The following is a 25168-nucleotide window of genomic DNA, read 5'->3' as shown; positions in this document are numbered from 1 at the left end:
AGGAGACCGTTCATGACACACGACCACCCCACCGCCCGCCCGGCCCGCAATGGCCTCCGGCCCCGGCCCGGAGGGAGCCGACGGCTTCTTGCCGCGGCTTCGGCCGCCGTGATCGTGCCGGCGCTGCTCACCGCCTGCGGCAGCGGCTCCGCCACCACGACCACCTCGGACGGGCTCACCCAGATTACCGTGGGTGGCGGAGGCAGCATCTTCGACACGCCGCTGCACGTCGCCGACGCCCAGGGCTTCTTCAAGAAGCAGGGCCTGAAGACTCCAAAAGACTTCCGCAGATCGCCGTCTCCGCCGACGGCCTGGGCAACCCGCTCGGCCTCGTCGTGAGCAAGGACTTCGCCAAGGACCACGGCCTGACCGCGAAGACTCCCGCCGCACAGGTGGCGAAGGCACTGTCGGGCTCCACCGGCGGCGCCAGCTCGGCCAACACCAGGGCCGAGGCCGGCATCTTTCTGAAGAAGTACGGCGTCGACCCCGACAAGAAGGTCGAGTGGGTCTCGCTGCCGAGCCCGGCCGCCGACAAGGCCGCCATCAACAGCGGCCAGATCGACTGGTTCCTCACCTCCGAACCGATCCCGCTGCAGATCCAGGACGCCGGTGACGGCATCCTGGTCGCCGACCCGGTCAAGGTCCCCCAGTGGGCCGCCGAGCAGGCCGGCTACGGGCAGCTGGTGGTGACGCAGAAGAGCTACGCCGCCGAACACCCCGACATCGTGAGGAAGTTCGTCAAGGCGGTTCAGCAGGCGACTGCGTACATGAGCACCCACCTGAAGGACAGCAACGACGAGACGGTGCTGCAGGCGGCCCAGAAGGCGCTGGAAGGTGTGCCGGACAACGTGGTGGAGGACAGCCTCGAGCAGGTCGAATGGCCCGCGAACGGCTCGATGGACGCCGCGGGCTGGAAGAAGACCACGGCCTTCCTCGACAGCCTGGGAACGCTCCCCGAGGGCGCGAAGGTCACCACCGGCAACTGGACCAACAAGTACCTGCCGTAAGGCGGCCGGCGCGCCGCGCCCGGCCAACCGGAAGGAGCAGACGATGGCGACTGCCACCAGCAGTGCGAAAGACAAGACCGAGGTCAGGAAAGCGCCCCCCACAGGAGACGTCAGGAGCAGTGCTTGGCGGAAGACCGCCCTGGTCGTGGTGCTGCGTATCGCGGTCATCGCCCTGTGCCTGATCCTCTGGCAGGTGATGAGCGGTCCCGTGCTGCCGGAGTACGCCGTCAGCAAGCCCACCGACGTGTCGCACGCCCTGTGGGATCTGCTCGGCTCGTCGACCGGATGGATCGACATCAGGGCGACGGCGATCGAGATCCTGGCGGGCTTCGGGATCGGTGTGGCCGTCGGCACCGTGATGGGCCTGGTGCTGGGCTCGGTCCCGCTCGCGGGCCGGTGCTGGAGCCGCTCATCGCGGCCGTCAACGGCATCCCCAAGATCGCGCTCGCGCCGCTGTTCCTGCTCTTCTTCGGCATCGGTCCCATGTCGAAGATCACGATCGCGGCGGCGGGGGTGTCCTTCGTGGTCTTCTACAACGTCTACCTGGGCCTGCGGCTGAGGGAACGCGAACTCGTGGAGATCGTCCAGGTCATGGGCGGGCGCCGGCATCACGTCCTGAGCTACGTCACGCTCCCCACCTTGGCCGCGCCGTTCTTCGCGGCGCTCAAGACGGGTGGACCACTGGCCATCCTCGGCGTCATCGGCGGTGAGTTCATCGCCTCCACCGAGGGAGTCGGCCACGAGCTGTTCACCGCGGCCACGAACCTCGACGCCCCGACCGAGTTCGCCGGCCTGATCGTCCTGGTGGCGATGACGCTGATCCTCAACGGAGTACTCAGCGCGCTGGACACGCTGGCGCTCAAGCGCCTCGGCCTGGGGGACCGGCGGTCGCGTGGCAAGACCGTGTGAGCCGGGGCCCGCATCGCCCGCGCGGCTGTGGTGGAGCCGGGAGTTCAGCGGGTTCCCGGCCCTGTCGGCCACCGGGTGTTCCCGGGGTGGGGGGTGGCTCCTTCCGGTCCACGAGCATCGCGACCAACTGCTCGTCACCCGCCGCCACGGCGGCCTCAGCCGCCGACCCGCTGCCGCCGGCACCGCACCACGAGCCCGACCGAGCAGCGACGACGCGAGGACCGGGGCGGTGGCCGGGTGACCGGGCGGCGGGTCTCACCGCGGACCGCTCACCGGCCTCACGAGCGTGCTGCGGACACCGAGAAGCGCTTCCGGGTGGATCAGGAGCGGCACAGCTCGTCGCGGACGGCGCGGGCGGCGGCCACCAGGTGTTCGAGCGAGGCCCGGGTCTCGGGCCAGGCGCGGGTCTTCAGGCCGCAGTCGGGGTTGACCCAGAGCCGTTCGGCGGGGATGGCCTTCAGGCCGTCACACAGGAGGTCGGCCATCTCCTCGGCACCGGGCACGCGGGGGGAGTGGATGTCCCACACGCCGGGTCCCGCCTCGCGCGGGTAGCCGTGGACGGCGAGTTCGCGGGCGACCTGCATCTGGGAGCGGGCCGCCTCCAGGCTGATGACGTCGGCGTCGAGGTCGTCGATGGCCCGTACGATGTCGCCGAACTCGGCATAGCACATGTGGGTGTGGATCTGGGTCTGCGGACGGACGCCGGAGGTGGTGAGCCGGAAGGCTTCGGTGGCCCAGGCCAGGTATCCGGCCCGGTCGGCGGTGCGCAGGGGCAGCGTCTCACGCAGGGCGGGTTCGTCCACCTGGATGACGGACGTGCCCGCGGCCTCCAGGTCGTTCACCTCCTCGCGCAGGGCGAGCGCGACCTGGCGGGCGGTGTCGCCGAGGGGCTGGTCGTCACGGACGAAGGACCAGGCGAGCATGGTGACGGGGCCGGTGAGCATGCCCTTGACCGGGCGGCCGGTGAGGGACTGGGCGTACGTGGTCCAGCGCACGGTCATCGGGTCCGGACGGGAGATGTCGCCGGCCAGGATCGGCGGGCGGACGTAGCGGGTGCCGTAGGACTGGACCCAGCCGTGCCGGGTGGCGAGGTAGCCGGTGAGCTGTTCGGCGAAGTACTGGACCATGTCGTTGCGTTCGGGTTCGCCGTGCACCAGGACGTCGAGGCCGGTCTGCTCCTGGAAGGAGATCACCTCCTGGATCTCCGCCCTGATCCGCTCCTCGTAGCCGGCCGTGTCGATCCGCCCGGCGCGCAGATCGGCGCGCGCGGTGCGCAGTTCGCCGGTCTGCGGGAAGGAACCGATCGTGGTCGTCGGCAGCAACGGCAGGCGGAGGTGCGAGCGCTGCGCCGCGGCGCGCTCCGCGTAGGGCTGGGAACGTCGCGCGTCGGCCCCGGAGACCGCGGCGGCACGGGCGCGGACGGCGGGATCGCGCGTGATGGGGGAGTTGGCGCGGGAGGCGAGGTCGGCACGGTTGGCCGCCAGGTCGGCGGCGATGGCGTCGGTGCCCTGGGCGAGGCCCCTGGCGAGGGTGACGACCTCGGCGGTCTTCTGCCTGGCGAAGGCGAGCCAGCGCAGGATCTGCGGTTCGATGTCCCGTTCGGCGGCGGTGTCCAGGGGGACGTGCAGCAGGGAGCAGGAGGCGGACACGTCGACGCGGTCGGCCAGGCCCAGCAGGGTGCCGAGGGTGGACAGGGAACGGACGAGATCGTTGACCCAGATGTTGCGGCCGTTCACGACACCGGCGACCAGCCGTTTTCCTGGCAGCCCGCCGACGGCGGCCAGCGCGTCGAGGTTGGCGGCGCTCCCGGTGAAGTCCAGGGCGAGCCCTTCGACCGGGGCCTTGGCCAGCATCGGCAGCGCATCGCCGAGCCGGTCGAAGTACGAGGCGACCAGGAGCTTCGGACGGTCGGCGAGAGTGCCGAGGTCACGGTAGGCGCGCTCGGCGGCGTTCAGCTCGGCCGCGGTGCGGTCCTGGACGAGGGCGGGCTCGTCCAGCTGGACCCACTCCGCGCCCGCCGCCCGCAGGTCGGCCAGCACCTCGGCGTACACGGGCAGCAACCGGTCCAGCAGGGTGAGCGGGTCGAAGTCCGCCGGCCCGCCCGGGGCGGGCTTGGCCAGCAGAAGGTAGGTGACGGGGCCGACGAGAACGGGCCGGGCGGTGAGGCCGAGGGCGAGGGCCTCCCTCAGTTCGTCGACCTGCTTGGCGGAGTCGGCGGTGAACGCGGTGTCCGGGCTCAGTTCCGGGACGAGGTAGTGGTAGTTGGTGTCGAACCACTTGGTCATCTCCAGCGGTGCCACCTCCTGGGTGCCGCGTGCCATGGCGAAGTAGCCGCCGAGCGCGTCGTCCGCCACGGCGGAGCGGTGACGCTCGGGAATCGCGCCGACCATCACGGTGGTGTCGAGCACATGGTCGTAGTACGAGAAGTCACCGGTCGGCACCTCGTCGATGCCCGCGTCGGCCAACTGCCGCCAGTTCGTCCGGCGCAGTTCGGCGGCCGTGGCGCGCAGGGCGTCGGCGGTGACGCGGCCCTTCCAGTAGCCCTCGACGGCCTGCTTCAGTTCCCGGTTTTGCCCCTGGCGGGGGTAGCCGTACACGGTGGCCCGTGCTGCCGCGGCTGCGGACTTCGTGGTCACGGAGATCTCCTTCACGAGATGAATCCCTGAGATCCCGGCGACGGGACGAGAACGCGAAGGAGTGACACACCGGGCGGGACCGACGCTGCGCAGTAGGGCAGACACATCCGCCTGGTATGTACGCCGACCCGCCCTCGAGGTCACCGGGATGTCCGCGCACGAACGGTTCGCGCGCGGGCAGTTGGCAGGTCTTCGGACTCGCGGGCACGTCCTCACCGTTCGAGGACACCTACTGGCCGTCGCTTCCCGGGCCCGGTACCTCGGACCCAGTGCGTATGACGGCGGTCGTTCCCGCTCACCGCTGCGGGGCAGTCCCGGATTCCCACCGGGTTCCCTCTTGCGACGCCCCGTCCGGCTGACGGGGCGAACCAGCTGCTGTGGGCAGCCTACGGGCAGTTCGCGCGTCAGGAACGCGGACGTCCGCAATGCGGGCGTGACCCGTGTCACGCGCCCGGCCGCGGCGGGCCGAACGCGCGGCGACGCCGGTTCAGTCCGCCACGATCGCCTGGAGGGCGCGGCCGTAGTGGCGGGCCACTGTGTCGGTGTCGGCCGAGGCGAGGGGTTCGAGATGCGCCACGTAGCGCATCATGGCGAGCCCGATGAGCTGCGTGGCGACCATGCTCGTCCGGAGCGTCGCGTCCTCGCCCGTGATCACCCCGCCGAGTGCGCGCGCCAGGATGCCGGTCGCGGTCTCACGGAGCTGGGCGGCCGCGGCACGGTGGATGGCGGCCGAGCGCACCATGGTCATGAGTGCCGGGCGTGACGACACGTCGTCCCACACCGACAGGTGGGCGCGCACCATGCGTTCCCCGATCCCGTCCAGTCCGCCCCGCGCCGCGGCGGTGATGGCCTCCTCGATCTTCCCCGGCAGTTCCAGCGCCTGGAGGAACAGGTTCTCCTTCGTGCCGTAGAAGTGGTGCACCAGCGACTGGTCCACCTCCGCCGTCTCCGCGATGCGGCGCAGGCTGGTCGCGTCGAAACCGCGCTCGGCGAAGCAGACCCGTGCCGCGCCGAGGATCGCCTCCCGCGTACGGGTCTCCCCGGGACGCCTGCCCCCGGCGTGCTTGGTCGCCCGACCGGCACCAGTCACCTCACGCGTATCGCTGACGCTCTCCATGGCCCCATCATGCCCGCTCCGAACGCCGCGTCCGAAAACTCATCACATGATGAACTCATTGTCTGATGAGTTATATAGTGACGTCGTCGGTGTCACCGAGCCTTCGTACTTCGTCCGCTGTTTCGCCCCGTCTGCCAGGGCGGGGCGGAGCACCTCTACGGAACGGTTGCCATGTCTGCCAATCTCGACGCCTCCACCACCTCACAGCCGAGTGGCGACACCCCGGAAGCCGGACCGCCCGGTGGCCGGGGGCTCGTGGCGAAACTCGCCGCCATCGTCGTCGGCCTGACCGCCGCGATCACCCTCATGCTGTGCGCCTTCGGTCTGCCGTCCGCCAACGGCGGCCCCCACCACGCCCCGCTCGGTGTCACGGGCCCGGAGTCCGCGGTGGCCGCCGTGCAGCAGCAGCTCCCCGGCGACGACTGGGAGGTCACGGCGTACGACGACGCCCGTGCCCTGGTCCGTGCCGTCGAGGAGCGCGACGCCGTGGGCGGCCTCGCCTTCGGCGACGACGGCCTGACCGTCTACACGGCGACGGCGGGCGGCCAGATGATCAGCAACGCGATCAGCGGGCTCGGTACCGCGCTTGCCGGTCAGCAGCACGTCTCCGCGACCGTCCACGACGTGGTGCCCTTCCCGAAGGACGACCCGCGGGGCGCCGGTCTCGCCTCCGCCGCGCTGCCGATGATCTTCGGTGGCATGCTGCCCGCCATCGCCCTGCTCCAGTTCTTCCCCGGCCACGCCAATCTGCGGATCCGTCTCGCCGGGGTCGTCGCCTTCGCCCTGGCCGGTGGAGCCGCCGTGACCGCCGTCCTCCAGTTCGGTATCGGCACCCTCGACGGCGACTACTGGGTCACATCCCTCGGTCTCGGGCTGGGCATGGCCGCGCTCGCCGTCCCGTTCCTCGGGCTGGAGTCGCTGCTCGGATACGCCGGGTTCGGTGCGGGCTCCGTCGTGATGATGTTCCTCGGCAACCCGCTCTCCGGCCTCACCACCGGCCCGTACTGGTTGCCCGACGGCTGGTCCACGCTCGGTCAGCTCCTGCCGCCCGGCGCCTCCGGCAGCCTGCTGCGCGCCAACGCCTTCTACGACGGGACCGGCGCGGGCGGCCCGGCGCTCGTCCTGGGCCTGTGGACCCTCGCCGGTGTCGCCCTCATGCTCGCCGCGGACCGTCGTCGCAACGCGAGGACCGGCAGGGAGGCCGGCGACACCCCGGCGGTGTGAGGGGGGCACGCTCCTGAGTGACCTGAGCGGTGCCTGCCTACTCAGGTGCCGGTGACGGCGTCCACCCGGGAGCGGTGGGCGCGGATCTCCGTGTGGTGGTCCGCGGCCCAGGCGATCAGCCGCATGGCGATCTCGTGCAGGCCGCGGCCCAGCGGGGCGAGGGCGTACTCCACACGCGGCGGAACCTCGGCGTAGGCGGTGCGCGTGATCAGACCGTCCTCGACGAGCTGGCGCAGCGTGTGGGTGAGCATGCGCTGGGAGATGCCGGGGATCCGGCGCTGCAGGTCGGTGTAGCGCAGCGGGCCGTCGTCCAGGACGACGACGATCAGCATGCTCCACTTGTCGCCGACCCGGTCCAGCACCTGCCGGATGAAGGGCATGTGCTCGGCGGGGATGCTCGCACACGGCCCGGTCGCGGCCGCCATCTCCGTATCGGCGCTGTCCGGCATGGCACCCATTCCTCTCCGTCGCGCACACCCGTGTGCCTTTTGTAACGACCTCCATACTGGCGCATCATGGCGCTACGAACAAAACGTAGGAATTGGAGGTCAGGCCGTGAAGGCAGAAATCTGGGCCGAGGTCACCTCCCCCTGCGGACGACCTGCTCGGGCTCTTTGAACCGCTGGGCCCGGACCGTGACCCGACGCGTCGGACACGCACCGAGCGCCGCTACCGGCGCCCAGAGCGGCGGCGCGCCGCTCGCCGTGCTCCGTACCGCCTGGGACGAAGCCCACCCCGTCACCCCACCCCGGTCTCCTCGAAAGGCGCAACCACCATGTCGTACCTGCTGCACATCGACTCCTCCTCGCTCGGCGAGGCCTCCGTCTCCCGCCGGGTCGCCCGGTCCTTCCGCGACCGGTGGCAGGGCCCGGTCGTCCACCGCGACCTCGCGGCCTCGCCGGTGCCGCACCTGACGGCGGCGGGCGTCACCGCCCGCGACACGGACCCGGCCCGGCACACCCCCGAGCAGGCCAAGGCCCAGGCACTGCAGGACGAGCTGATCGAGGAGTTCCTCGGCGCCGGCGCGTACCTGTTCACGGTGCCGTTGTACAACCTGTCCATGCCGTCGGCGTTCAAGGCGTGGCTGGACCAGATCCTCGTCACGGACCGTACCTTCACCCACACCGGCGCCTCCCCGGCCGCGGGCCGCCCCGCCCTGCTGATATCCGCCCGCGGCGGCAGCTATGCCCCGGGCGCTCCGCGGGAGGGCCTGGACTACCTGGTGCCCACGCTGGAAACCGTCCTGGGCCACGAGGACCTCCTCGGCCTGGACGTCGCCACCGTGACGCCCGAGCTGACCATGGCCGCCCACGTCCCGGCCCTCACCTCGCTCCTTCCCCTGCACGAGGCGTCCATGACGGCCGCCCACGACCAGGCCCGCACCCTCGCCACGACCTTCGCCGCACGGGCCGCCTGACCGCCACCCGAGCCCGTGCACGGCATACTCTGCGGATGAGCCCTCGCACTTCCCCGGTCAGCCCGCCGATCACGATACGGAGGGCCGTCGCGCGGGATGCCAAGCGGCTCACTCGGCTCGTGCGCGGCTCAGGTGCCTACGCGGGCCAGTACGCGGCCGCGGTCGCGGGCTACCGGGTCGGGCCCGTCTACATCGAGGCCCACCGCGTCTTCGCGGCCGTCGGCGCCGACGGCCAGGGAGGCCGGGTCCTCGGGTTCTACTCGCTTGTCCTCGCTCCACCGGAGCTCGACCTGCTGTTCGTCGCCGACGAGGCGCAGGGACGGGGTATCGGACGGCTGCTCGTCGCGCACATGCGGTCGCAGGCCCGAGCCGCCGGGCTCGACCGTGTCAGGGTCGTGTCGCACCTCCCCGCCGAGGGCTTCTACCACCGCGCCGGTGCGGTGCGGACCGGCACCGCGCTCGCGAATCCGCCCGCGGTGCCCTGGGACCGTCCCGAATTCGAGTTCCGCGTCGCTTCGGAATGACGCCCCGAGGAGCCGCCGCCCGGGTGCCGCCGTCTCCAGGGCACCGTACGGGCTCACGCCAGGTCGGCGACCAGGTCTGAGGCGGTCACGCGGGTCAGGGTCTGCGACGCATCGCCGGTGCCCGGGAAGAGCCGGTAGGCCGTGCCCGTCGCGTCCGGTGGCCGGACGTCCCCGTGGACCGTCGCGAGGAAGATCCGCCTGCCGGCGGCGAGAGAGGCCGCGGCCGCGTCGGGGTCGACGTGCTCGTGGTGCTCCTCGGCGTCCTTGAGCGACGACACTCTCACGGCGAACGCGGCCGCGGTCTCCCCGGGGCGCCGCCGGTAGTGGAGCAGGGCGGGCTCCGGTTCCCGGGACACCACCGCCACCTGCGAAGAGAGCGCGGCCGCCCGCCAGACCGAGAGGTCCCACAGGGTGACCCGGCCACCCGAGGTGAACTGCTGCCAGAGGTCCGCGGCCACCGTGGCCAGATCGTCGCCGCCGTGCGAACGGACGCTCTGGAAGCCGCCCGTGGCCGGCAGATGGGTGTCGGTCCACAGCGCCCGCCGCCGGCTCAGGTCGACGATCATCGGCAGGCACACCTTCGAGTCGCCCGCCAGGTCGAACCGCTGCCTGACCGTGCGCGGGTCGTAGGACGCGTCGCGCGGGCCGTGCGCGGGCAGGGCCATGAATCCCGCGAACGCGTCCGGCAGTTCCTCGAACGGGATGTTGTTGAAGCTGAAGACCAGCGGGACGGCGTAGACGTCCCCGCGCCGCGCGAGGCGCTCCAGGTCCAGGTCCACGTACTCGGTGGCACCGCGTGGTGCCGGGGCCGACGTGAGGTCGCCGGAGTGGACCGCCGCGTCCCGGCCGTGCACCAGGTTCGTGTAGTCGCACAGGCCGGTGAACTTCCACCCGGCGTCGAAGAACGCGACGGACAGGTCCAGGTCGGTGCGGTTGCCCTGCGGTTCCGTCCAGTGCAGGAAGAGCCGGAGTACGCCGCCCTCGGGGAGCGCCTGGGTGCTGCCGCGCCCCACGGTCACCAGGGCCTTCGCCGCGGTCCGCTCGGTGAACGGCAGGGTGAGGTCGGCCAGACCGGCGTCCAGCACCGACAGCTCGTACGGCTCCCCGGCGGCGAACCTGCGCAGCGGTTCCCCCTCCAACGACGTGACCACTTGCGACACCAGTGAGGTGGGCAGCGCGGGGCGCCGCTCGGGCACGGACAGGGCCCGGGTGACGTCCCCGCGCGGGAAGAACACCCGGCGGTCACCGGCGCGGTCCTCGGTGCGCACCCGCAGCGCCCCGAGCGCCGACAGCAGCGGACCCGGCCCCACCTTCGGCAGCCCGCGCCGAAGGGCCGTCGCCAGCTCGGGGACCAGCACGTCACCGGTGTGCAGGCGCAGCAACACGTCCAGGCGGCGCACCAGTTCACCGGGGCGTTCCCCGGCGAGGGCCGAGGCCCGTCCCGCGTCGCCCTCGGCCAGGGCCTGCTCCAGCCGTCCCGACCAGGTGGCCGGGCGGATCCGGGCGCCGGCCACGCGTACGGCGTCCGGGCACGCGGCGGCCGTGTCGAGCAGGGCGGCGCCGAACGCGGTGCCCGGATCCACCGGGGTGCCGCGCAGCACCGCGAAGGCGAGGGCGGCCCGGGGATGCCGGGTGTGCCGCTCGAAGGGGTGCAGGACCTCCGCGGCCCGCTTCCACGCCGTGGGGTGCCGCAGCACGTCCTCCACCAGGTACGGCGTCGGCAGGCCGTCGAGGACGGAGAGCAGAACGCGGCGCAGGGAGCGCGGGACGTTCGTGAAAGGCGACGGCGTCACCAGCCCGGCGTCACCGCCGGAGATCACGGCGAGCAGGCGCAGCACGTCGGTGGCGGTGGTGAGCCGCTCGGTCAGCAGGTCACGCGGGGGCGGTCCCGGTGGCGCCTCGCGCACCAGCGCGCCCAGTACCAGCGCCTTGGTCTCGCGCACCGGGATGTCCTCGGGCAGCAGGCCCCGCCCGGCCGGGGTGAGCGGCAGCAGGGTCACCAGGTCGTACCGGTCCTGCGGCGAGAGCGGAGTGCGGCGGGCCAGCAGGGCGTCCACCGCCGAGGTCGCGTCGGCGTCCAGGGCGGTGCCCAGGCGCAGCAGCCGCAAGGGTCCGGGTACGGCCGCCTTGGCGGCGCCGACGGCGCGGACCGGGCGCAGGAAGGGGTCGTCGGCGTCGATGCGGCGGTGGCACAGCGGGCAGCCCGCGTAGTCGGACCCGTCCCAGCACAGCCGGCACACCAGGTGCGCGCAGGGGGACACGGGCCGGACGGTGCGCGCCTCGCCGCACAGCACGCAGGGCTGTTCCGGCTGCTGCAGCAGGTAGGCGAAGACCCGGTCCACGTACAGCGCTTCGGTGTCGCGCGGCACGGTGCGGGGGAAGCGGCGGAAGAGCGGGGTGTGGGCACGGTCGGAACCGAGCAGGTCGTCGACCAGTCCGACCGTGCGCAGGTGCGCGGCCGCCAGCTCCTCGGAGTCCAACGAGGCCAGGACCTCGTGCAGTTGGGCGGAGACGGCGTGGCCGCGGCCGAGCAGTTCGGCCTCGAGCCGGCGCAGTGCCGGTCCCGTTCCGCCGCCCGGCGCGGACCCCCGGTCCACGTACACGGTCTGGTCACGGCGCAGCAGTACGGACTCGGCAGCGAGCAACAGGAAGCCCTCCACGACGGCTCGACACGCAAGAGGCGGAAGAACGGGGGCGGAGAGTGGGCGCGCCGGGTCTTTTCAGGAAGGTGAGAAGGATGCACGCCGGGGAGCCGCCCCCGTCGTCGCTCATCCCATCACGGGCTCGCGTCACCGCCAACGTATTTACCGGCCCGCCGGTGGAGCGCACATGGGAGGGGCCGGTCAGTGGTGGCCGTGCGGCCGCAGCCACTGCGGTCGGTGGGAGGCGGGGCGCCGATGTCCGGCGGGCTCGGCCGGGTCGTTCGTGCTGCCCCGACCTTCCAGCCGGCCGGCCATCGCGTCGCGCTCGGCGGCGGCCTGCTCGGCGGTCTCCCGGTCCCGGCGGCGCTTCTTGCCGCGGTGGCGTGCCAGGACGGTCCCGGCCAGGAGCATCCACATGCCCAGGCCGAAGATCAGGGTCAGGGCGATGCCGCCGAGAAACGCCCCGAGCGTACTGATCGTGAATGGCTCGCTCCCGAACAGGGTCACGGTGTAGTCCGGACCGCCGGACAGGTTGTACGCGATCAGCAGGCCTGCGAAGGCGGCGGCGCCCGCCATGAGCAGGAGACCCAGCACCAGCATGTTCCTCACCTCGTCGCACGTGGATGTCCTCCACCCGGGTCACCATGAGGAATGGCACAAAACGCACAACCTGGACATCGCCCCGGGTTGGTGCCGGATACACCCCGTACGTAACGGGATGTCACCCCGGCCTCCGGCCGGTTGCGGCGGCGTTCTACCCTGGCCGTCGAGTGCCGCTGCGTGCCGGCCGGCCCGTGCCCCCCGATGCCCCGGAGTAGGAGACCAGCCTGTGGATCTGCGAGCTGCCCTGGCCGCACACCGCCTCGTCGCCATCGTGCGCGGAGACGACGCCGACGCCGCGCTGCGCACCGTGCTGACGCTGGCGGAGGAGGGCGTGGAACTCATCGAGGTGTCGTTGACCGGCAAGGACGCCCTCCGGGTCATAGAACGCGCCAGAGCGGCCCACGGCCCCGGCCGGCCCCTGGGCGCCGGGACGATCCTCACCGCGGACGACGCGGTGGCCGCCCACCGGGCAGGCGCCGACTTCGCGGTCACGCCGGGTCTGGGGGAGGGGGTCACGGCGGCCCGCGAACGGGGCATGCCCGTCCTGGCCGGTGTCATGACGCCCACCGACGTCATCACCGCGCGCACCCTCGGCGCCACCGCGCTGAAGATCTTCCCGGCCGCCCAGGCGGGTGGACCCGCCTACGTGAAGGCGTTGCGCGGCCCCTTCCCGCACGAGACCCTCGTGCCCGTCGGCGGTGTCGACGAGGCGGCGGCCCGTGCCCATCTGGCGGCGGGTGCCACCGCGGTCGGGGTCGGCTCCCCGCTCATCGGCGACGCCGCGGACGGAGGCAGCCTCGACGGCCTGCGCACCCGGGCCCGCGCCTTCCGCGCCGCCGTACGGGAGACCCGGCCGTGACCGGCGCACGGCTCGCGTCCGAGGGGCGCGACGACACCCCCGTACGCAGGCCCGGCAATGACGCGGCCGGTCCGGCCACGGAGCCCTGGCGGCCGCCGCGAGGACCGGTGGTGTGCCTGGGGGAGACCATGGCGGCCATGGCCCCGGCCCCGCCGGACTCGCTGGACGACACCGAGTCCCTGCGCCTGTCGGTGGCGGGCGCCGAGTCGAACGTGGCCATGTACCTCGCGGACCTGGGCCTGCCCGTCTCCTGGCTCTCGGCGCTCGGCGACGACGCGCTCGGCCGGCGGGTGCGGGCGGCCGTCGCGCGGGCGGGCGTGGACGTCTCCGGTGTGCGTACCGACCCGGCACGGCCGACCGGCCTGCTCCTGAAGGAGCCGGGCGCCGCCGGGACCCGCGTGCACTACTACCGCCGGGGTTCGGCGGCTTCGGCGCTCGGCCCCGACGTCCTGGACGACGAACGGTTCGGCGGGGCCGCCCTCCTCCACCTGACCGGGGTGACCCCGGCGCTGTCCCCGTCCTGCCGGGACCTGGTGGAACGGGCGCTGAGCACTGCGCCGGCGCGGCGCACCCACGCCGTCAGCTTCGACGTCAACCACCGCCCCGCGCTGTGGCCGCCGGACACGGCCGCCGCGGTGCTCCGGGACCTGGCCGACCGGGCCGACATCGCCTTCGTCGGCCTGGACGAGGCCCAGGACCTGTGGGGCGCCGGCCTGACCGCGCCGGACGTCCGCCGGCTGCTGAGCGGCCCGCGCGTCCTCGTCGTCAAGGACGGCGGGCGCAGCGCCACCGCGTTCACCGGGCAGGGCGCGTGCACCGTGCCCGCGCTGACCACCGAGGTCGTGGAGCCGGTGGGCGCGGGCGACGCGTTCGCCGCCGGATTCCTCGCCGGACTGTGGCGCGGAACGGACCTCACCCGGGCCCTGCGCCTGGGCCACATCGCCGCGGCGTCCGCGCTGAAGGTCGTGGGGGACCACGGTCCCCTGCCCGACGAGGACACCGTCGGGGCCATGCTGTCCCGCACCGAGCAGGACTGGTGCCGGGCGCCGGTGCCGTAGGGCGTCAGCAGGCCCTGCCGGTGGCCCCGTCGACGACGAAGCCGATCCCGATGCCGAGCATCCAGGTGTCCTTCGCCAGCGCCGTCCCGTCCTGCGTCGGACGCAGGCTGCCCTCCTCGCGCATGCCCGGGGTGCGCAGGTACAGACCCACCAGCCCGGCCGAGAAGGCGGTCAGGCCGATGCCCGCGACGGCCGTCGGCACGACCGGCAGGAGCAGCGCCGCACCGAGCGTGATCTCACCGGCGGAAAGCAGGCGCAGGAAGGTCGCGGGCCGCAGTCTGCCGAGGAACGGATAGGTGTGTTTCGCCATTCCGTGCATCATGGCGGCGGTCTGCTCGTCGGCCCCCCGCTTGGCCAGGCCGGAATTGAGAATGAAGGCCCCGGTGGCGAGCCGTGGGGCGACGTGCCTGAGCTCGATGGGCAGGCGCATGGGAACTCCTAGCGGCGTTTCCTCGAAGACACGCCCAGGCTAGGACGCCCGGGTGCCCCGCGCAGTGCGGGCGTCCGGGGCCTGCGCCGATCGGGTCACGGCGCCGCGCCCCCGTCGCGTACGCCCGGGCCAGTACGGGCGGATACTCCCGCCGCGGGACGCCACGGCGGCCGCCGACCGGCAGCGTGGGTGACGTGAAACTCGGCCGCCCCGCACGCAGGGCCTCCCTGATCGTCCATGTCGTCGCCTCCGCCGCCTGGCTCGGGCTCACCCTCGGGCTGCTCGCGCTCGGCGTCACCGCGGCGACCGGCGCCTCCCCGGTGGCGGTGGGGGCCGCCGTCCGCTGCATGAAACTGTTCGCCGACCGGCTGCTGCTCCCCCTCGCCCTGCTCACCCTGGTGAGCGGACTGGTGCTGGCCCTGGGCACGCCGTGGGGTCTCGCCCGCCACCGGTGGGTGTACACCAAGTTCTGGCTGACCCTGGGCACGACCGTCGCCACGTTCTTCGCCCTGCGGCCCGGGGTGAACGCGGCGGTCGCCGCCGTGGCCGCCGGCCGGCCGCTGCCCGACGCGGGGGACGTGCTCTTCGGGCCGGTGGTCTCCCTGTCCGCCTACGTGTTCATGACGGTCCTCTCGCTCCTCAAGCCCTGGGGACTCACCCGCCGCGGTCGCCGGCTGCGCGAGCGGCCCTCGGCTGCGCCGCCACCGGGCCGTTCGTAGCATGAGGCCATGAACGGCACAGTCCCGGAGACCATGCGGGCGGCGTACATCGACGCCGTCGGACCGGCCGACGCCATCCGGTACGGAGAGCTCGCCGTACCGACGGTGGGCCCCACGGACGTGCTCGTGCGGGTGACGGCCGTCGCCGCCGACCCCGTGGACACCTTCGTACGGTCCGGTGCGTACGCCACACCGCTGCCGCTGCCCTTCGTCGTCGGCCGTGACCTGGTGGGCGAGGTCGCGGCGGCCGGGCCCGGCGCCGCGGGCCGCACCGTCGGGCAGCGGGTGTGGTGCAACAGCCTCGGGCACGCGGGCCGGCAGGGTTCCTTCGCCCAGTACGCGACGGTCGCCGCCGAACGCCTCTATCCCGCGCCGTCCGGCATCGACGCGGAGCACCTCGTGGCAGCCGCCCACCCGGCGGCCTCCGCCTGGCTCGCGCTGTTCCGGCACGGCCGGCTGCGGGCGGGGGAGACCGTGTACGTCGGGGGCGGCGCGGGGAACGTGGGCGGCGCCGCCGTCGCCCTGGCTTCCCGGGCCGGGGCCCGCGTGGTCGCCACGGCGCGGGCGGAGGACGCGGCGGCGGTCCGCGAGCTGGGCGCCGCCGAGGTCCTCGACCACCACGCGCCCGACCTCGGCGCCCGCGTGCGCGGGGCCGCCCCCGACGGCTACGACGTGCACCTGGACACGTCCGGGCACGGGGTGCTCGCCGACGCCGTGGACTCGCTGGCGCGGGGTGGGCGGCTGGTCGCGATGGTGGGACTGGGCACCGGGCCGGCCGCACTGTCCGTGGGCGGGCTCTACACGAAGGACGCGAGCATCGTCGGGTTCGCCATCAGCAACGCCACGACCGCCGACCTCGCCGAGGCGGCGCGGGGCGTCGTGGGCGTCCTCACGGACACCCCGTGGCGCCCGCGCATCGCCGGCCGGCTGCCGCTGTCGATGACGGCCGAGGCCCACCGCAGGCTGGAGGCAGGCGAGGTGCGGGGGCGTCTGGTCCTCAGGCCCTCTTGATCGTCTTTCCGGCCGGCCGGGTGCGGTCCATGATGGGCATGTCGAAGGAAACGCAGAACGCAGAACTCAGAACCCGAAGCCCGAAGCCGAAGCCCGTGACAAGAGCGTGGGGGTCCAGGAATGCGCCGTGAAGACCTGCCGGCACCGGAGTCGGGACTGCTGCTCACCCACTTCCTCACCGTGGCCGACGTGCCGCGCTCGCGTGCCTTCTACTCCGAGGTGCTCGGCGGCGAGGTCGTGCTCGCGGAGAACCCGTGCATCGTCAAGCTCGCGAACAGCTGGATCATCATGAACCCGGGCGGCGGACCGACGCCGGACAAACCCGACGTCACCCTGCGCCCGCCGGACGACCCCGGGACGGCCACGAGCTTCCTCAACATCCGGGTGGCCGACATCGAGCGCTGCCACCGTGAGTGGAGCGCGCTCGGCGCCGAGTTCCTCACCCCGCCGATCGACCGCAAGGCCGAGCTGCGGTGCTACCTGCGCGACCCCGACGGGTACCTGATCGAGGTCGGCCAGGCCACCGGGCTGCTGGAGGGCATCCTCGCCGATCCGCCCGCGGGCCGGGGCTGACCCCTCCAGCGGGTCCGGCGGGGCTGCTCAGGGCTGTGGGCGGACGGTCAGCAGCTGCTGGGCGTGACCCACGGGGCCGTCCAGGTCGTGCAGCACGGTGCTGGTGACGCCCTGACCGGTGGGCCCGAAGACGACGGTGGTGTCCAGGCCCGTCCAGCGCCCCCGCGGCGCGCGGTGCAGGTGCAGGGTCAGATCGACGTTCGGGAACATCCACTCCCGCGGCGACTGCCGTACCGCGATGCCGTTGGCCGTGTCGACCAGCGTGACGTAGGAGGCCAGCGGGCTCGCGCTCTCCCCGGCCACCAGGCCGAGGCCGGTGGAGACCCAGGCGGTGGTGCGACCCGGCCGGGGCGGGGCGAGCGGGCGTACGTCCAGGGAGGCGATGTATCCGCCGGGCCACTCGGTGTCCATCGGCCAGCGGGCCAGCGTGTCCGGCGACGCGAGCCGGTCGGCACCGCCACCGGCGACGGCGCTCGTGTCCCCGTCGGCCAGCAGCCACGCCCTGGCCCGTGCCACCGACCGGTCTGCTATCAGCACGGTCGCCTCGACCAGCTCGATGGTGCGTCCCGGCCGGACGGTCTCCACCCGTATCTCGCACTCGTCCAGCGCCGGGCGGCCCAGGATGTCGAAGCTGATCCGGCTCAGTGACATGCCCGCACCGGCACGACCCGCCAGATGGCGGTCCACGGCGTGGACGATCAGACCCCCGAGCGGACTGAAGTGCTGCTCGTCCGGACTCCACGCGCCGCCCGCGTGCGGGGTGGGCTTGTAGCGGTGCTCGTCGATCCGCTCGTAGTAGCTGTCAGGGGTGGGCGCTGTGCTGGTGTTCAACGGGCTGCTCCTGGAACGACGGCGGGGCCGCGACCAGGATAGTTCGGCGGTGAATCACCGCCCCGGCCGAGTGGGGCGCCCCCGGCTGGGAACCCAGGTGGCCTGAATGCCGAAGGCGGGGGCGCGCACGCGAAGGAGTACCACGATGGCGAAGAACCGCGACGACCGCGAGCGCCTGAAGAAGGGCGACCCGCAGTACCAGGTCCGCAGCGACAGGTCGGGCCGGTCGGCGGTGCACAAGCCGTCCGCGCTGAAGAAGAAGTGAGGCGCCATGGACGGCAACGAGCAGGACCGGACCCGGGACGACTTCCACGAACTGGTGAACATGACACCGGCCGGACTGGACCGGTGGCTCGACACCGACGAGTCGCGCGACGCCGGGCACCACCAGGACGGCGGCGAGTCCGTCGGACACGCGTCCGGACGCCGGATCGTGGAGATCCTGCACAAGAACAAGGGCGACCTCTCCGACGACGACTACGAGCACATGCGCAAGGTCGTCGGCTACGTCCGCCGTCACCTGGCCCAGCGCCCGTCGGGCGACGTCGAGGACACCCGGTGGCGGTACTCGCTCATGAACTGGGGCCACGACCCCCTGGCCCACGATGGATGACGACCCGCACCGGCGCCCCGCGGGCGTCAGCGACGAGACCGTCGAGGCCCTCGGGTCCCTGTCCAAGGCCCTGGAGACGACCGAGTGCGCCCGCGGCCACCTGTTCGCCTTCCACCAGCACACCGGCTCGGCGGACTTCGAACTCGACCGCGCCGTCGCGCTGCTCCGCGCCGCGGGGCACCCGGAGCTGGCGGAGCGGGTGCGCACCGAGATCCTGGGCCGCAACGTCATCCCCGGCCACTGGACGTTCCAGATCGTCGACGCCTACGACCGGACGTACTACCAGCCGTTCCGGGACCTGGAGCGGGATGCGGCGGCGCGTCTCGCCGGGGGCCGCCGCCACCTGTACGAGGCGGAGCTGAAGGAGGTCCGCCGGACCCGGAACCACCCCGACCACACGTCCCGCCCGTTCGGCCCCCGCGGCTGACGGTCTCCCGCCCCCGGCCCCGGGGCTCAGTCGCGTCCGCGGGCCCGCTTGAAGCGGTCCAGGCCCTCGGAGAGGCCGACGATCGGGTCGGGGTAGGCGTCGTACCGGGAACGCTCCGCCGCCGCCAGCCGCCAGGGCTCGTGCACGGAGCGGCCCGCGAGCCCGGCCAGCTCGGGCACCCAGCGCCGGACGTACGCCCCGTCGGGGTCGAACCGCCGTGCCTGCGTGGTCGGGTTGAGGACCCGGTGCGGCCGGGTGTCGGTGCCGGTGCCCGCGGCCCACTGCCAGTTCAGCTGGTTGTTGGCCACGTCGCCGTCCACGAGCAGTTCCAGGAAGTGCCGGGCGCCGACCCGCCAGTCCACGTACAGCGTCTTGGTGAGGAAACTGGCGACCAGCAGGCGGCCCCGGTTGTGCATCCACCCCTCGTGCCGCAGCTGGCGCATCGCGGCGTCCACGACGGGGTAGCCCGTGCGCCCGTCCCGCCACGCGGCGGCGTCCGCCTCGGCGGCCGCGCCGGTGCGCCAGCGGTCGTGCCGGGTGCGGTAGTCGGCGGCCGAGGTGTGCGGGCGGGCGGCCAGCACCTGGTGGTGGAAGTCCCGCCAGGCCAGCTGCCGTACGAACGCCTCGGCACCGGGGCCGCCCGCACGCCGGGCCCGGTGGACCAGCTCGACGGGGGAGAGGGCGCCGAGGTGCAGGTCGGGGGAGAGCCGGGAGGTGGCGTCGCCGGCCAGGTCGTCGTGGTGGTCCGCGTAGCCGGCGATGCCGCCGCGCAACCACGCCGTCAGGCGCTTCCTGGCGTCCCGTTCCCCACCGGTCCGCAGCCCCGGGGACAGCCCCGCCAGGTCCCCGCGGGCGGGCAGCGGCTCCGAGCCGACGCCGTCCGGGACCCGGACCTTGCGCGGGGCGGCCAGCGGCTCGCGGACGGCTCGCTCGCTCCAGCGCCGGAAGTACGGCGTGAAGACCGCGAAGTGGTCGGAGGAGGCCGGGGTGACCGCTCCCGGGGCCAGCACGGTGGTCACGGCGTCGTGCACGTGCAGCCGGCAGCCCCGGGCCGCGAGGGCCGACCGCAGGAGTTCCTCGCGCCGGTGCGCGTGCGCGCTGACGTCGGCCGCCAGGTGCACCTCGTCGGCCTCCGCCTCCCCGGCCACCGCGCACACCTCCTCGACCAGGTCGCCGGAGCGGACGACCAGCCGCCCGCCCCGGTCCCGCAGCCCCGAGTCCAGGTCCCGCAGGCAGTCGGCGAGGAGGGCGAGCCGGTTGGGCGCGGCGAATCCCGCGGCGTCGACGGCCCGGTCGCGGACGAACAGCGGCACCACGGCATCGGAGCGGTCCAGGGCCGCACGCAGCGGCGGATGGTCGTGCAACCGCAGATCGCGGGTGAACAGGACGACCGACGTGGCCATGGCGCTCCTCGCGGGGGGTGTCGGGCGGGCGACGGTACCGGACCGGCGGCCCCCCGGCGCGGGGACGCGCTGACCACCGCCGCGTCCGGTCGGGCTCAGGATCCGGTGACGTCGGCGACCGGGCCCGGCGGTCCGGCGGCGCGGGCGGCGGCGCGGGCGATGTTGCGGGCCATGCCGCCGAAGACCACGGCGTGGAAGGGCCACACGCTCCACCAGTAGGCCTGGCCCGCCAGCCCGCGCGGATGGAACAGCGCCCGCTGGCGGTACCGCGTCCGCCCGGCGTCGTCGGTCTCGGCGTACATCTCCAGCCAGGCGAGCCCCGGCAGCCGCATCTCGGCGCGCAGCCGCAGCAGCCGCCCGGGGACGATCTCCTCCACCCGCCAGAAGTCCAGCGAGTCGCCGACCCGCAGCCGCGCGGCGTCCCGGCGTCCCCGGCGCAGGCCCACCCCGCCCACCAGCCGGTCCAGCCAGCCCCGTACCGCCCAGGCCAGGGGGAAGGAGTACCAGCCGTTGTCGCCGCCGATGCCCTCGACGACCCGCCACAGCGCGTCCGGCGGCGCGTCGACGCCCAGCGCGCGGTCGTCGGTGTAGAGGCTGCCGCCGGCCCAGTCGGGGTCGGTGGGCAGCGGGTCGCTGGGCGCCCCCGGCACGGACGCGGACGACCAGCGGGTGGTGACCCGCGCCTCGCGCACCCGTTGCAGGGCCAGGCGCAGCGCGTCGTCGAAGCCGAGGGGGTAGCCCGGCGGCGGCGGCACGTACCGCACGATGTCGTTCTCGCCGCACACCACCTCGTGCCGCAGCGACTCGGTGAGCGGGCGCGCGATGGCCGCCGGGACCGGCGTGACCAGCCCGACCCAGTGGCTGGACAGCCCGGGGGACAGCATCGGCACCGGCAGGATCAGCCGTCTGGGCAGCTCGGCCACCCGGGCGTAGCGCTCCATCATCTGCCGGTAGGTCAGGATGTCCGGGCCGCCGACGTCGAAGGTCCGGGAGACCTCCCGAGGCATGGTCGCGCTGCCCACCAGGGCGCGCAGCACGTCCCGCACGGCGACCGGCTGGATGCGGGTGTGGACCCAGCTGGGCGTGACCATGACCGGCAGCCGTTCGGTGAGGTAGCGCAGCATCTCGAAGGACGCCGACCCGGAGCCGATGACGACCGCCGCGCGCAGCACCGTCGTGGGCACGCCGGAGGCCAGCAGGATGCGGCCGACCTCGGCCCGCGAGCGCAGGTGCGGCGACAGCTCGCCCTCCGGCACGCCGGACGGGGTCAGGCCGCCCAGGTAGACGATGCGCCGCACGCCCGCCGCCGCGGCGCGCTCGGCGAAGGTGCGCGCCGCCCGCCGGTCGGTCGCCTCGAAGTCGTCGCCGCTGCCCAGCGCGTGCACCAGGTAGTAGGCCACGTCGACGCCCTCCATCGCCCGCGCCACCGAGTCGGCGTCCGTCACGTCGCCCCGCACCACCTCGGCCTTCCCGGCCCACGGATGGTCGCGCAGCTTGTGCGGGGAGCGGGCCAGGCACCGCACCCGGTGTCCGGCGTCGAGCAGTTCGGGCACGAGACGCCCCCCGACGTATCCCGTCGCGCCGGTGACCAGGCAGCGCAGGCCCGCCCCGCCGCCCGCGCCACTCGTCCTGCCGGGTCCTTCGCCTGCCTGGCTCATGCGGCTCCGTCGTTCGCGGGACAGTCGTCACCGTGAGCCCTTCCCCCGAACGGGACGGGGTCGACGCGTCCGGGCCCAGGTCGACCCTTCTATACGCTGATCACGTGGCGACAGCGAAGCAGCGCGGACAGCACGCGCACGAGCGGGCGGCCGGTCCCGGTCCCGGACCCGGTCCCGGTCCCGGACCCGGTCCCGGTCCCGGTCCCGGACCCGGTCCCGGACCCGAGGCGAGCGACCTGCACGTCCTCGCCGTCCAGCTGCGGCGGATGAACGGCGAGATCAACCGCGTCGTGCACGGTTTCGCCGGTGCCCACACGCTGCACGCCACCGACATCCAGGCCCTCGCGGCGATCCTGGACGCGCCCGAACCCATGACGCCCGGACGGCTGCGCCGGCACCTGGGGCTGACGTCGGGTGCGGTGACGGCGTGCGTGGACCGGCTCGAGCGCGCCGGACACGTGCGCCGGGTCCGGGAGAGCGCCGACCGCCGGGTCGTCCACCTGCACTACGTGCCCGAGGCCCGGGAGGCGGCCCGCCGGTACTTCCGTCCGCTGGCCGACGCCGCCGTGGCCGCCCGCGCCCACTTCGACGACGGCGAACTGGCCGTCGTGGCCCGCTTCCTGGCGGCGTTGAACGAGGAGCTGGGCCACGTGGCGTCGGACGACCGCTGAGCCGGCCGCCGCCCCGCCGTCCGGCGGCGGGTCGCGACGCCCGGCGCGCCGGTACCACGCGAAAGTAACTCGATGATTGAGATTGTTTATGATCGAGCTGCATTTGGTGCCAGCGCCCCCCGAGATTTGGAGACTCGACACCGATGTCCACCCCCTCCCGACCGTCCCGAAGCCCCCGACGCGCCCGATGGCTCGTCCCGGTCCTGCTCCTCCTGGTCTGGCTCGTCGTCGGCGGAGCGCTCGGTCCCTACGCCGGCAAGCTCGGCGAGGTCGCCACCAACGACCAGGCCTCCTTCCTGCCCCGAAGCGCGGAGTCCACGCGGGTCGTCGAAGCGCAGCAGGCCTTCCAGCAGGACGAGACGCTTCCCGTGATCGTCGTCTGGACCGCCGACGGCGACGGCGAGGCCGCGGTCACCGCGCACCGGGAGGCCGCCACCCGCTCGGTCGCGGGTCTCGAAGGCGACCCGGGGATCGTCGGATCCGCGAGCCCCGCGCTGCCCTCGGACGACGGCCGGGCACTCCAGGCCGTCGTCCAGGTCGAGCCGGACCTCGGCGAACGGCTCCCGGACGTGCTGGCGGACATCGGCGACGCCGCCGGGCAGGTCCCCGGCACCCGGGCCCAGCTCGCCGGGCCCGCGGCCTCCCAGGCCGACCTCTCCGACGCCTTCGCGGGCATCGACGGACTGCTGCTCGCCGTCGCGCTGATCACGGTCCTGGTGATCCTGCTGCTCGTCTACCGCAGCGTGCTGCTGCCCCTGGTCATCATCCTGAGCGCGGTCTTCGCACTGGCCCTGGCGTGCGCCGTCGTCTACGCCCTGGCCGACCGCGACGTCGTACGCGTCGACGGACAGGTCCAGGGCATCCTCTCCATCCTGGTCATCGGCGCCGCCACCGACTACGCGCTGCTGCTCACCGCCCGCTTCCGCGAGGAACTCGCCCGCCGTCCGGACCGCTTCGGCGCCGTGCGCGCCGCGCTGCGCGACTCCTGGGGCGCCGTCGTCGCCAGTGCGGCCACCGTCGCGCTCGGCCTGCTGGCGCTGCTGCTCAGCGACCTGACCAACAACCGCGCGCTCGGGCCCGTCGGTGCCATCGGCATCGTCTGCTCGGTGCTGAGCACGCTCACCTTCCTGCCCGCCGTCCTGGTGCTGCTCGGCCGGGTCGCCTACTGGCCGGCCAAGCCGGTGCGGACCGGCGACCCGGAGGCCGGACACCGGCTGTGGCACCGTGTCGCCGCGCTGGTGGACCGCGCTCCGCGCCGCATCTGGGCCCTCTCGCTGGCCGCGCTGCTCGCCTGCGCCGCCTTCGCGCCGACTCTGAGCTCCAAGGGCGTCCCGCTCGACGAGATCTTCGTGAACGACACGCCCTCGGTCGCCGCCCAGCAGACCCTCGCCGAGCACTTCCCCGGCGGCTCCGGCAACCCCGCCGTCGTCATCGCCGAGGCCGACCGCCTCGACCCGGTCCTTCGGGCCGCCCGCGACACCGACGGCGTCGCCTCGGCCGACCCGGTGACCGACTCGGGCCGCCCCGGCGCCGGTACGCCCCTGGTGGTCGACGGACGCGTACGCGTCGACGCGACGCTCGAGGCGCCCGCCGACAGCGACGCCGCCAAGAGCACGGTGGTCCGGCTGCGGGACGCCGTCCACGACGTCTCCGGGGCGGACGCCCTCGTCGGGGGCTACACCGCCCAGCAGTACGACACCCAGGAGACCGCGGCGGAGGACCGCACCCTCATCGTGCCGGTGGTCCTCGCCATCATCCTGGTCATCCTGATCCTGCTGCTGCGCTCCCTGCTGCTGCCCGTCCTGCTGGTGGCGACGGTGGCGCTGAACTTCCTGGCCACCCTGGGCGTCTCGGCGCTCGTCTTCACCCATGTGTTCGGCTTCAGCGGCACCGACGCCTCCGTCCCGCTGTACGGCTTCGTCTTCCTGGTCGCCCTCGGCGTGGACTACAACATCTTCCTCATGTCCCGGGTACGGGAGGAGGCGCTGCGCCACGGCGTGCGCGAGGGCATCCTGCGCGGGCTGACCGCCACCGGCGGCGTGATCACCTCGGCCGGCGTCGTGCTCGCCGCGACCTTCGCCGCGCTCGGGGTGATTCCGCTGGCCTTCCTGCTGCAGATCGCCTTCATCGTGGCCTTCGGCGTCCTGCTGGACACGCTGGTGGTGCGCTCCCTGCTGGTCCCGGCGCTCGCCCGCGACATCGGCGCCGTCGCCTGGTGGCCCGGGCGGCTCGGACACCGGACCCGGGCGGGACGGGACTGAGCGGCCCCGCCCCGGCCCGGCCGCCCCGGCCCGGCCGCCCCGCCCCGGCCGTCACGCCTGCGGGCGCCGCTCCGACGGGCGCACGGTGCCGAGGTAGCGCCGTACGCCGATCTCGATGACGACCCGCTCCGGGTTCGCCCGGGGCTGCCGGTAGCGGGCCGCGTAGCGGGTCTCCGCGTCGCGGACCGCCCCGGCGTCGTCGCGCACGCGGGCCACGCCCTCCAGCGTGGACCAGCGCCGGCCGTCCACCTGGCCCACGGCGACGACCGCACCGGCGGCCCGCCGCACGTTGCGCGCCTTCGCGGTGTCCCGGCTCGTGATCACCCCGCGCCGTGCGGGTGGCGTGGTCGTACGTCACCCCGACCGGGACCAGGTGCGGCGTGCCGTCGGCCCGCCGCGTCGACAGGAAGCACACCCGGCGCTCCTGCCAGAACCGGACGAACTCGTCGTCCGCGTCGTGCTGTTCCCCGGCGTCCATCCACTCTCCTCGGCGGTGCCACGTGTGTCCCGTGCGCACCAGCATCGCCCGGCGGGCCGTCCGCCCGCGCGGCGGGGTGCGCGCGGCGGCCCAGCCG

The 25168-nt window shown here is 73.7% G+C and carries 25 protein-coding genes, 1 pseudogene and 1 riboswitch; of the genes and pseudogenes, 16 read left to right on the top strand and 10 right to left on the bottom strand.

All coding sequences use genetic code 11. The annotated features are described in order from the left end of the window. Positions 1-12 precede the first annotated feature (12 nt). From ACFV9J_RS05475 to ACFV9J_RS05465, 3 genes are all read left to right on the top strand, one after another. On the top strand, positions 13-339 hold the full coding sequence (locus ACFV9J_RS05475; protein WP_385350211.1) for a hypothetical protein: 327 nt from the start codon (positions 13-15) through the stop codon (positions 337-339). Then, positions 336-1007 carry an ABC transporter substrate-binding protein gene (locus ACFV9J_RS05470; protein ID WP_385350208.1) on the top strand — a complete coding sequence of 224 codons (672 nt, stop codon included), beginning with the start codon at positions 336-338 and terminating at the stop codon, positions 1005-1007. Before ACFV9J_RS05475 ends, ACFV9J_RS05470 begins: the two co-directional genes overlap by 4 nt. A 396-nt stretch (positions 1008-1403) precedes the next feature. Beyond that, the gene (locus ACFV9J_RS05465; protein ID WP_385350205.1) at positions 1404-1916 is read left to right on the top strand and encodes an ABC transporter permease; all 513 of its coding nucleotides are present in this window, start codon (positions 1404-1406) and stop codon (positions 1914-1916) included. A gap of 320 nt (positions 1917-2236) precedes the next feature. On the opposite strand, the gene metE is transcribed toward ACFV9J_RS05465, so the two are convergent. Together metE and ACFV9J_RS05455 are read right to left on the bottom strand one after the other, a co-directional pair. Continuing rightward, the gene (gene metE, locus ACFV9J_RS05460) at positions 2237-4552 is read right to left on the bottom strand and encodes a 5-methyltetrahydropteroyltriglutamate--homocysteine S-methyltransferase (RefSeq protein ID WP_385350202.1); all 2316 of its coding nucleotides are present in this window, start codon (positions 4550-4552) and stop codon (positions 2237-2239) included. Positions 4553-4717: 165 nt separating this feature from the next. Continuing rightward, positions 4718-4940: riboswitch (cobalamin riboswitch) on the bottom strand. Between the two features lie 99 nt (positions 4941-5039). Then, positions 5040-5669 (bottom strand): TetR family transcriptional regulator, encoded by a 630-nt coding sequence (locus ACFV9J_RS05455; RefSeq protein WP_385350199.1) that lies wholly within the window; start codon positions 5667-5669, stop codon positions 5040-5042. 171 nt (positions 5670-5840) lie between these two features. Between ACFV9J_RS05455 and ACFV9J_RS05450 the strand changes: the two genes are divergently transcribed. Beyond that, entirely contained in the window at positions 5841-6893 is a 1053-nt protein-coding gene (locus ACFV9J_RS05450; protein WP_385350196.1) for a hypothetical protein, read from the top strand. A gap of 41 nt (positions 6894-6934) precedes the next feature. On the opposite strand, the gene ACFV9J_RS05445 is transcribed toward ACFV9J_RS05450, so the two are convergent. Continuing rightward, on the bottom strand, positions 6935-7351 hold the full coding sequence (locus ACFV9J_RS05445) for a winged helix-turn-helix transcriptional regulator (RefSeq protein WP_385350193.1): 417 nt from the start codon (positions 7349-7351) through the stop codon (positions 6935-6937). A 317-nt stretch (positions 7352-7668) separates the two neighbouring features. Between ACFV9J_RS05445 and ACFV9J_RS05440 the strand changes: the two genes are divergently transcribed. After that, positions 7669-8310, top strand: a complete 642-nt coding sequence (locus ACFV9J_RS05440) for an FMN-dependent NADH-azoreductase (protein ID WP_385350191.1) — start codon at positions 7669-7671, stop codon at positions 8308-8310. Between the two features lie 35 nt (positions 8311-8345). Further along, complete coding sequence (locus tag ACFV9J_RS05435) at positions 8346-8834, top strand: GNAT family N-acetyltransferase (protein ID WP_385350189.1); 489 nt, start codon at positions 8346-8348, stop codon at positions 8832-8834. Positions 8835-8887: 53 nt separating this feature from the next. Here the strand turns inward: ACFV9J_RS05435 and ACFV9J_RS05430 are convergent, their stop codons facing one another. Together ACFV9J_RS05430 and ACFV9J_RS05425 are read right to left on the bottom strand one after the other, a co-directional pair. After that, positions 8888-11479: an MXAN_6230/SCO0854 family RING domain-containing protein gene (locus tag ACFV9J_RS05430; RefSeq protein ID WP_385350186.1), complete on the bottom strand. Its 2592-nt coding sequence runs from the start codon at positions 11477-11479 to the stop codon at positions 8888-8890. Between the two features lie 198 nt (positions 11480-11677). Then, positions 11678-12076: a hypothetical protein gene (locus ACFV9J_RS05425; protein ID WP_385350184.1), complete on the bottom strand. Its 399-nt coding sequence runs from the start codon at positions 12074-12076 to the stop codon at positions 11678-11680. A 229-nt stretch (positions 12077-12305) separates the two neighbouring features. Between ACFV9J_RS05425 and ACFV9J_RS05420 the strand changes: the two genes are divergently transcribed. Both ACFV9J_RS05420 and ACFV9J_RS05415 read left to right on the top strand, forming a co-directional pair. Next, positions 12306-12938 carry a bifunctional 4-hydroxy-2-oxoglutarate aldolase/2-dehydro-3-deoxy-phosphogluconate aldolase gene (locus ACFV9J_RS05420; protein ID WP_385350181.1) on the top strand — a complete coding sequence of 211 codons (633 nt, stop codon included), beginning with the start codon at positions 12306-12308 and terminating at the stop codon, positions 12936-12938. Beyond that, positions 12935-13996 carry a sugar kinase gene (locus ACFV9J_RS05415; protein ID WP_385350178.1) on the top strand — a complete coding sequence of 354 codons (1062 nt, stop codon included), beginning with the start codon at positions 12935-12937 and terminating at the stop codon, positions 13994-13996. The genes ACFV9J_RS05420 and ACFV9J_RS05415 overlap by 4 nt, the downstream gene beginning before the upstream one ends. Before the next feature lie 4 nt (positions 13997-14000). On the opposite strand, the gene ACFV9J_RS05410 is transcribed toward ACFV9J_RS05415, so the two are convergent. Then, the gene (locus ACFV9J_RS05410; protein WP_385350175.1) at positions 14001-14426 is read right to left on the bottom strand and encodes a hypothetical protein; all 426 of its coding nucleotides are present in this window, start codon (positions 14424-14426) and stop codon (positions 14001-14003) included. A 194-nt stretch (positions 14427-14620) separates the two neighbouring features. Between ACFV9J_RS05410 and ACFV9J_RS05405 the strand changes: the two genes are divergently transcribed. The 3 genes from ACFV9J_RS05405 (at position 14621) to ACFV9J_RS05395 (ending at position 16729) form a co-directional block, all read left to right on the top strand. Beyond that, entirely contained in the window at positions 14621-15145 is a 525-nt protein-coding gene (locus ACFV9J_RS05405) for a DUF2269 domain-containing protein (protein WP_385350172.1), read from the top strand. 9 nt (positions 15146-15154) lie between these two features. Next, positions 15155-16156 (top strand): NADPH:quinone reductase, encoded by a 1002-nt coding sequence (locus tag ACFV9J_RS05400; RefSeq protein WP_385350170.1) that lies wholly within the window; start codon positions 15155-15157, stop codon positions 16154-16156. 120 nt (positions 16157-16276) lie between these two features. Next, positions 16277-16729 (top strand): VOC family protein, encoded by a 453-nt coding sequence (locus ACFV9J_RS05395; RefSeq protein WP_016325268.1) that lies wholly within the window; start codon positions 16277-16279, stop codon positions 16727-16729. Between the two features lie 27 nt (positions 16730-16756). Here the strand turns inward: ACFV9J_RS05395 and ACFV9J_RS05390 are convergent, their stop codons facing one another. After that, positions 16757-17560 (bottom strand): thioesterase family protein, encoded by an 804-nt coding sequence (locus ACFV9J_RS05390; protein ID WP_385350167.1) that lies wholly within the window; start codon positions 17558-17560, stop codon positions 16757-16759. A 145-nt stretch (positions 17561-17705) separates the two neighbouring features. On the opposite strand from ACFV9J_RS05390, the gene ACFV9J_RS05385 reads away from it, so the two are divergent. From ACFV9J_RS05385 to ACFV9J_RS05375, 3 genes are read left to right on the top strand one after another with little or no spacing between them, the layout of a single operon-like run. After that, a complete protein-coding gene (locus ACFV9J_RS05385; protein WP_385350165.1) occupies positions 17706-17825 on the top strand; it encodes an HVA1 family protein in 120 nt (39 codons plus the stop codon). A 6-nt stretch (positions 17826-17831) separates the two neighbouring features. Continuing rightward, a complete protein-coding gene (locus ACFV9J_RS05380; protein WP_385350163.1) occupies positions 17832-18173 on the top strand; it encodes a DUF3140 domain-containing protein in 342 nt (113 codons plus the stop codon). Next, on the top strand, positions 18166-18600 hold the full coding sequence (locus ACFV9J_RS05375; protein ID WP_385350160.1) for a hypothetical protein: 435 nt from the start codon (positions 18166-18168) through the stop codon (positions 18598-18600). The genes ACFV9J_RS05380 and ACFV9J_RS05375 overlap by 8 nt, the downstream gene beginning before the upstream one ends. 26 nt (positions 18601-18626) lie before the next feature. Here the strand turns inward: ACFV9J_RS05375 and ACFV9J_RS05370 are convergent, their stop codons facing one another. Next, entirely contained in the window at positions 18627-20003 is a 1377-nt protein-coding gene (locus tag ACFV9J_RS05370) for a cryptochrome/photolyase family protein (protein ID WP_385350158.1), read from the bottom strand. Positions 20004-20098: 95 nt separating this feature from the next. Further along, entirely contained in the window at positions 20099-21661 is a 1563-nt protein-coding gene (locus tag ACFV9J_RS05365; protein WP_385350155.1) for an SDR family oxidoreductase, read from the bottom strand. Between the two features lie 104 nt (positions 21662-21765). Here ACFV9J_RS05365 and ACFV9J_RS05360 point away from each other — a divergent pair, with 104 nt between their 5' ends. Both ACFV9J_RS05360 and ACFV9J_RS05355 read left to right on the top strand, forming a co-directional pair. After that, a complete protein-coding gene (locus ACFV9J_RS05360) occupies positions 21766-22332 on the top strand; it encodes a MarR family winged helix-turn-helix transcriptional regulator (RefSeq protein ID WP_385350152.1) in 567 nt (188 codons plus the stop codon). Positions 22333-22475: 143 nt separating this feature from the next. Beyond that, the gene (locus ACFV9J_RS05355; protein ID WP_385350150.1) at positions 22476-24593 is read left to right on the top strand and encodes an MMPL family transporter; all 2118 of its coding nucleotides are present in this window, start codon (positions 22476-22478) and stop codon (positions 24591-24593) included. A gap of 51 nt (positions 24594-24644) precedes the next feature. Here ACFV9J_RS05355 and ACFV9J_RS05350 read toward each other — a convergent pair. Then, positions 24645-25071: pseudogene (locus tag ACFV9J_RS05350) on the bottom strand (PPOX class F420-dependent oxidoreductase). Positions 25072-25168: the final 97 nt, after the last annotated feature.

Source organism: Streptomyces sp. NPDC059906 (assembly GCF_042730645.1).
Classification (GTDB): domain Bacteria; phylum Actinomycetota; class Actinomycetes; order Streptomycetales; family Streptomycetaceae; genus Streptomyces; species Streptomyces rubrogriseus.
This window is presented reverse-complemented; position numbering and strand designations above follow the sequence as displayed.

What these genes read in the sequence shown, in the direction of transcription:
- ACFV9J_RS05370 (WP_385350158.1), bottom strand. Translation starts at nt 20,003, where the DNA reads ATGGCCACGTCGGTCGTCCTGTTCACCCGCGATCTGCGGTTGCACGAC.
- ACFV9J_RS05450 (WP_385350196.1), top strand. Translation starts at nt 5,841, where the DNA reads ATGTCTGCCAATCTCGACGCCTCCACCACCTCACAGCCGAGTGGCGAC.
- ACFV9J_RS05445 (WP_385350193.1), bottom strand. Translation starts at nt 7,351, where the DNA reads ATGGGTGCCATGCCGGACAGCGCCGATACGGAGATGGCGGCCGCGACC.
- ACFV9J_RS05355 (WP_385350150.1), top strand. Translation starts at nt 22,476, where the DNA reads ATGTCCACCCCCTCCCGACCGTCCCGAAGCCCCCGACGCGCCCGATGG.
- ACFV9J_RS05380 (WP_385350163.1), top strand. Translation starts at nt 17,832, where the DNA reads ATGGACGGCAACGAGCAGGACCGGACCCGGGACGACTTCCACGAACTG.
- ACFV9J_RS05440 (WP_385350191.1), top strand. Translation starts at nt 7,669, where the DNA reads ATGTCGTACCTGCTGCACATCGACTCCTCCTCGCTCGGCGAGGCCTCC.
- ACFV9J_RS05410 (WP_385350175.1), bottom strand. Translation starts at nt 14,426, where the DNA reads ATGCGCCTGCCCATCGAGCTCAGGCACGTCGCCCCACGGCTCGCCACC.
- ACFV9J_RS05375 (WP_385350160.1), top strand. Translation starts at nt 18,166, where the DNA reads ATGGATGACGACCCGCACCGGCGCCCCGCGGGCGTCAGCGACGAGACC.
- ACFV9J_RS05435 (WP_385350189.1), top strand. Translation starts at nt 8,346, where the DNA reads ATGAGCCCTCGCACTTCCCCGGTCAGCCCGCCGATCACGATACGGAGG.
- ACFV9J_RS05475 (WP_385350211.1), top strand. Translation starts at nt 13, where the DNA reads ATGACACACGACCACCCCACCGCCCGCCCGGCCCGCAATGGCCTCCGG.
- ACFV9J_RS05400 (WP_385350170.1), top strand. Translation starts at nt 15,155, where the DNA reads ATGAACGGCACAGTCCCGGAGACCATGCGGGCGGCGTACATCGACGCC.
- ACFV9J_RS05385 (WP_385350165.1), top strand. Translation starts at nt 17,706, where the DNA reads ATGGCGAAGAACCGCGACGACCGCGAGCGCCTGAAGAAGGGCGACCCG.
- ACFV9J_RS05455 (WP_385350199.1), bottom strand. Translation starts at nt 5,669, where the DNA reads ATGGAGAGCGTCAGCGATACGCGTGAGGTGACTGGTGCCGGTCGGGCG.
- ACFV9J_RS05395 (WP_016325268.1), top strand. Translation starts at nt 16,277, where the DNA reads ATGCGCCGTGAAGACCTGCCGGCACCGGAGTCGGGACTGCTGCTCACC.
- ACFV9J_RS05425 (WP_385350184.1), bottom strand. Translation starts at nt 12,076, where the DNA reads ATGCTGGTGCTGGGTCTCCTGCTCATGGCGGGCGCCGCCGCCTTCGCA.
- ACFV9J_RS05365 (WP_385350155.1), bottom strand. Translation starts at nt 21,661, where the DNA reads ATGAGCCAGGCAGGCGAAGGACCCGGCAGGACGAGTGGCGCGGGCGGC.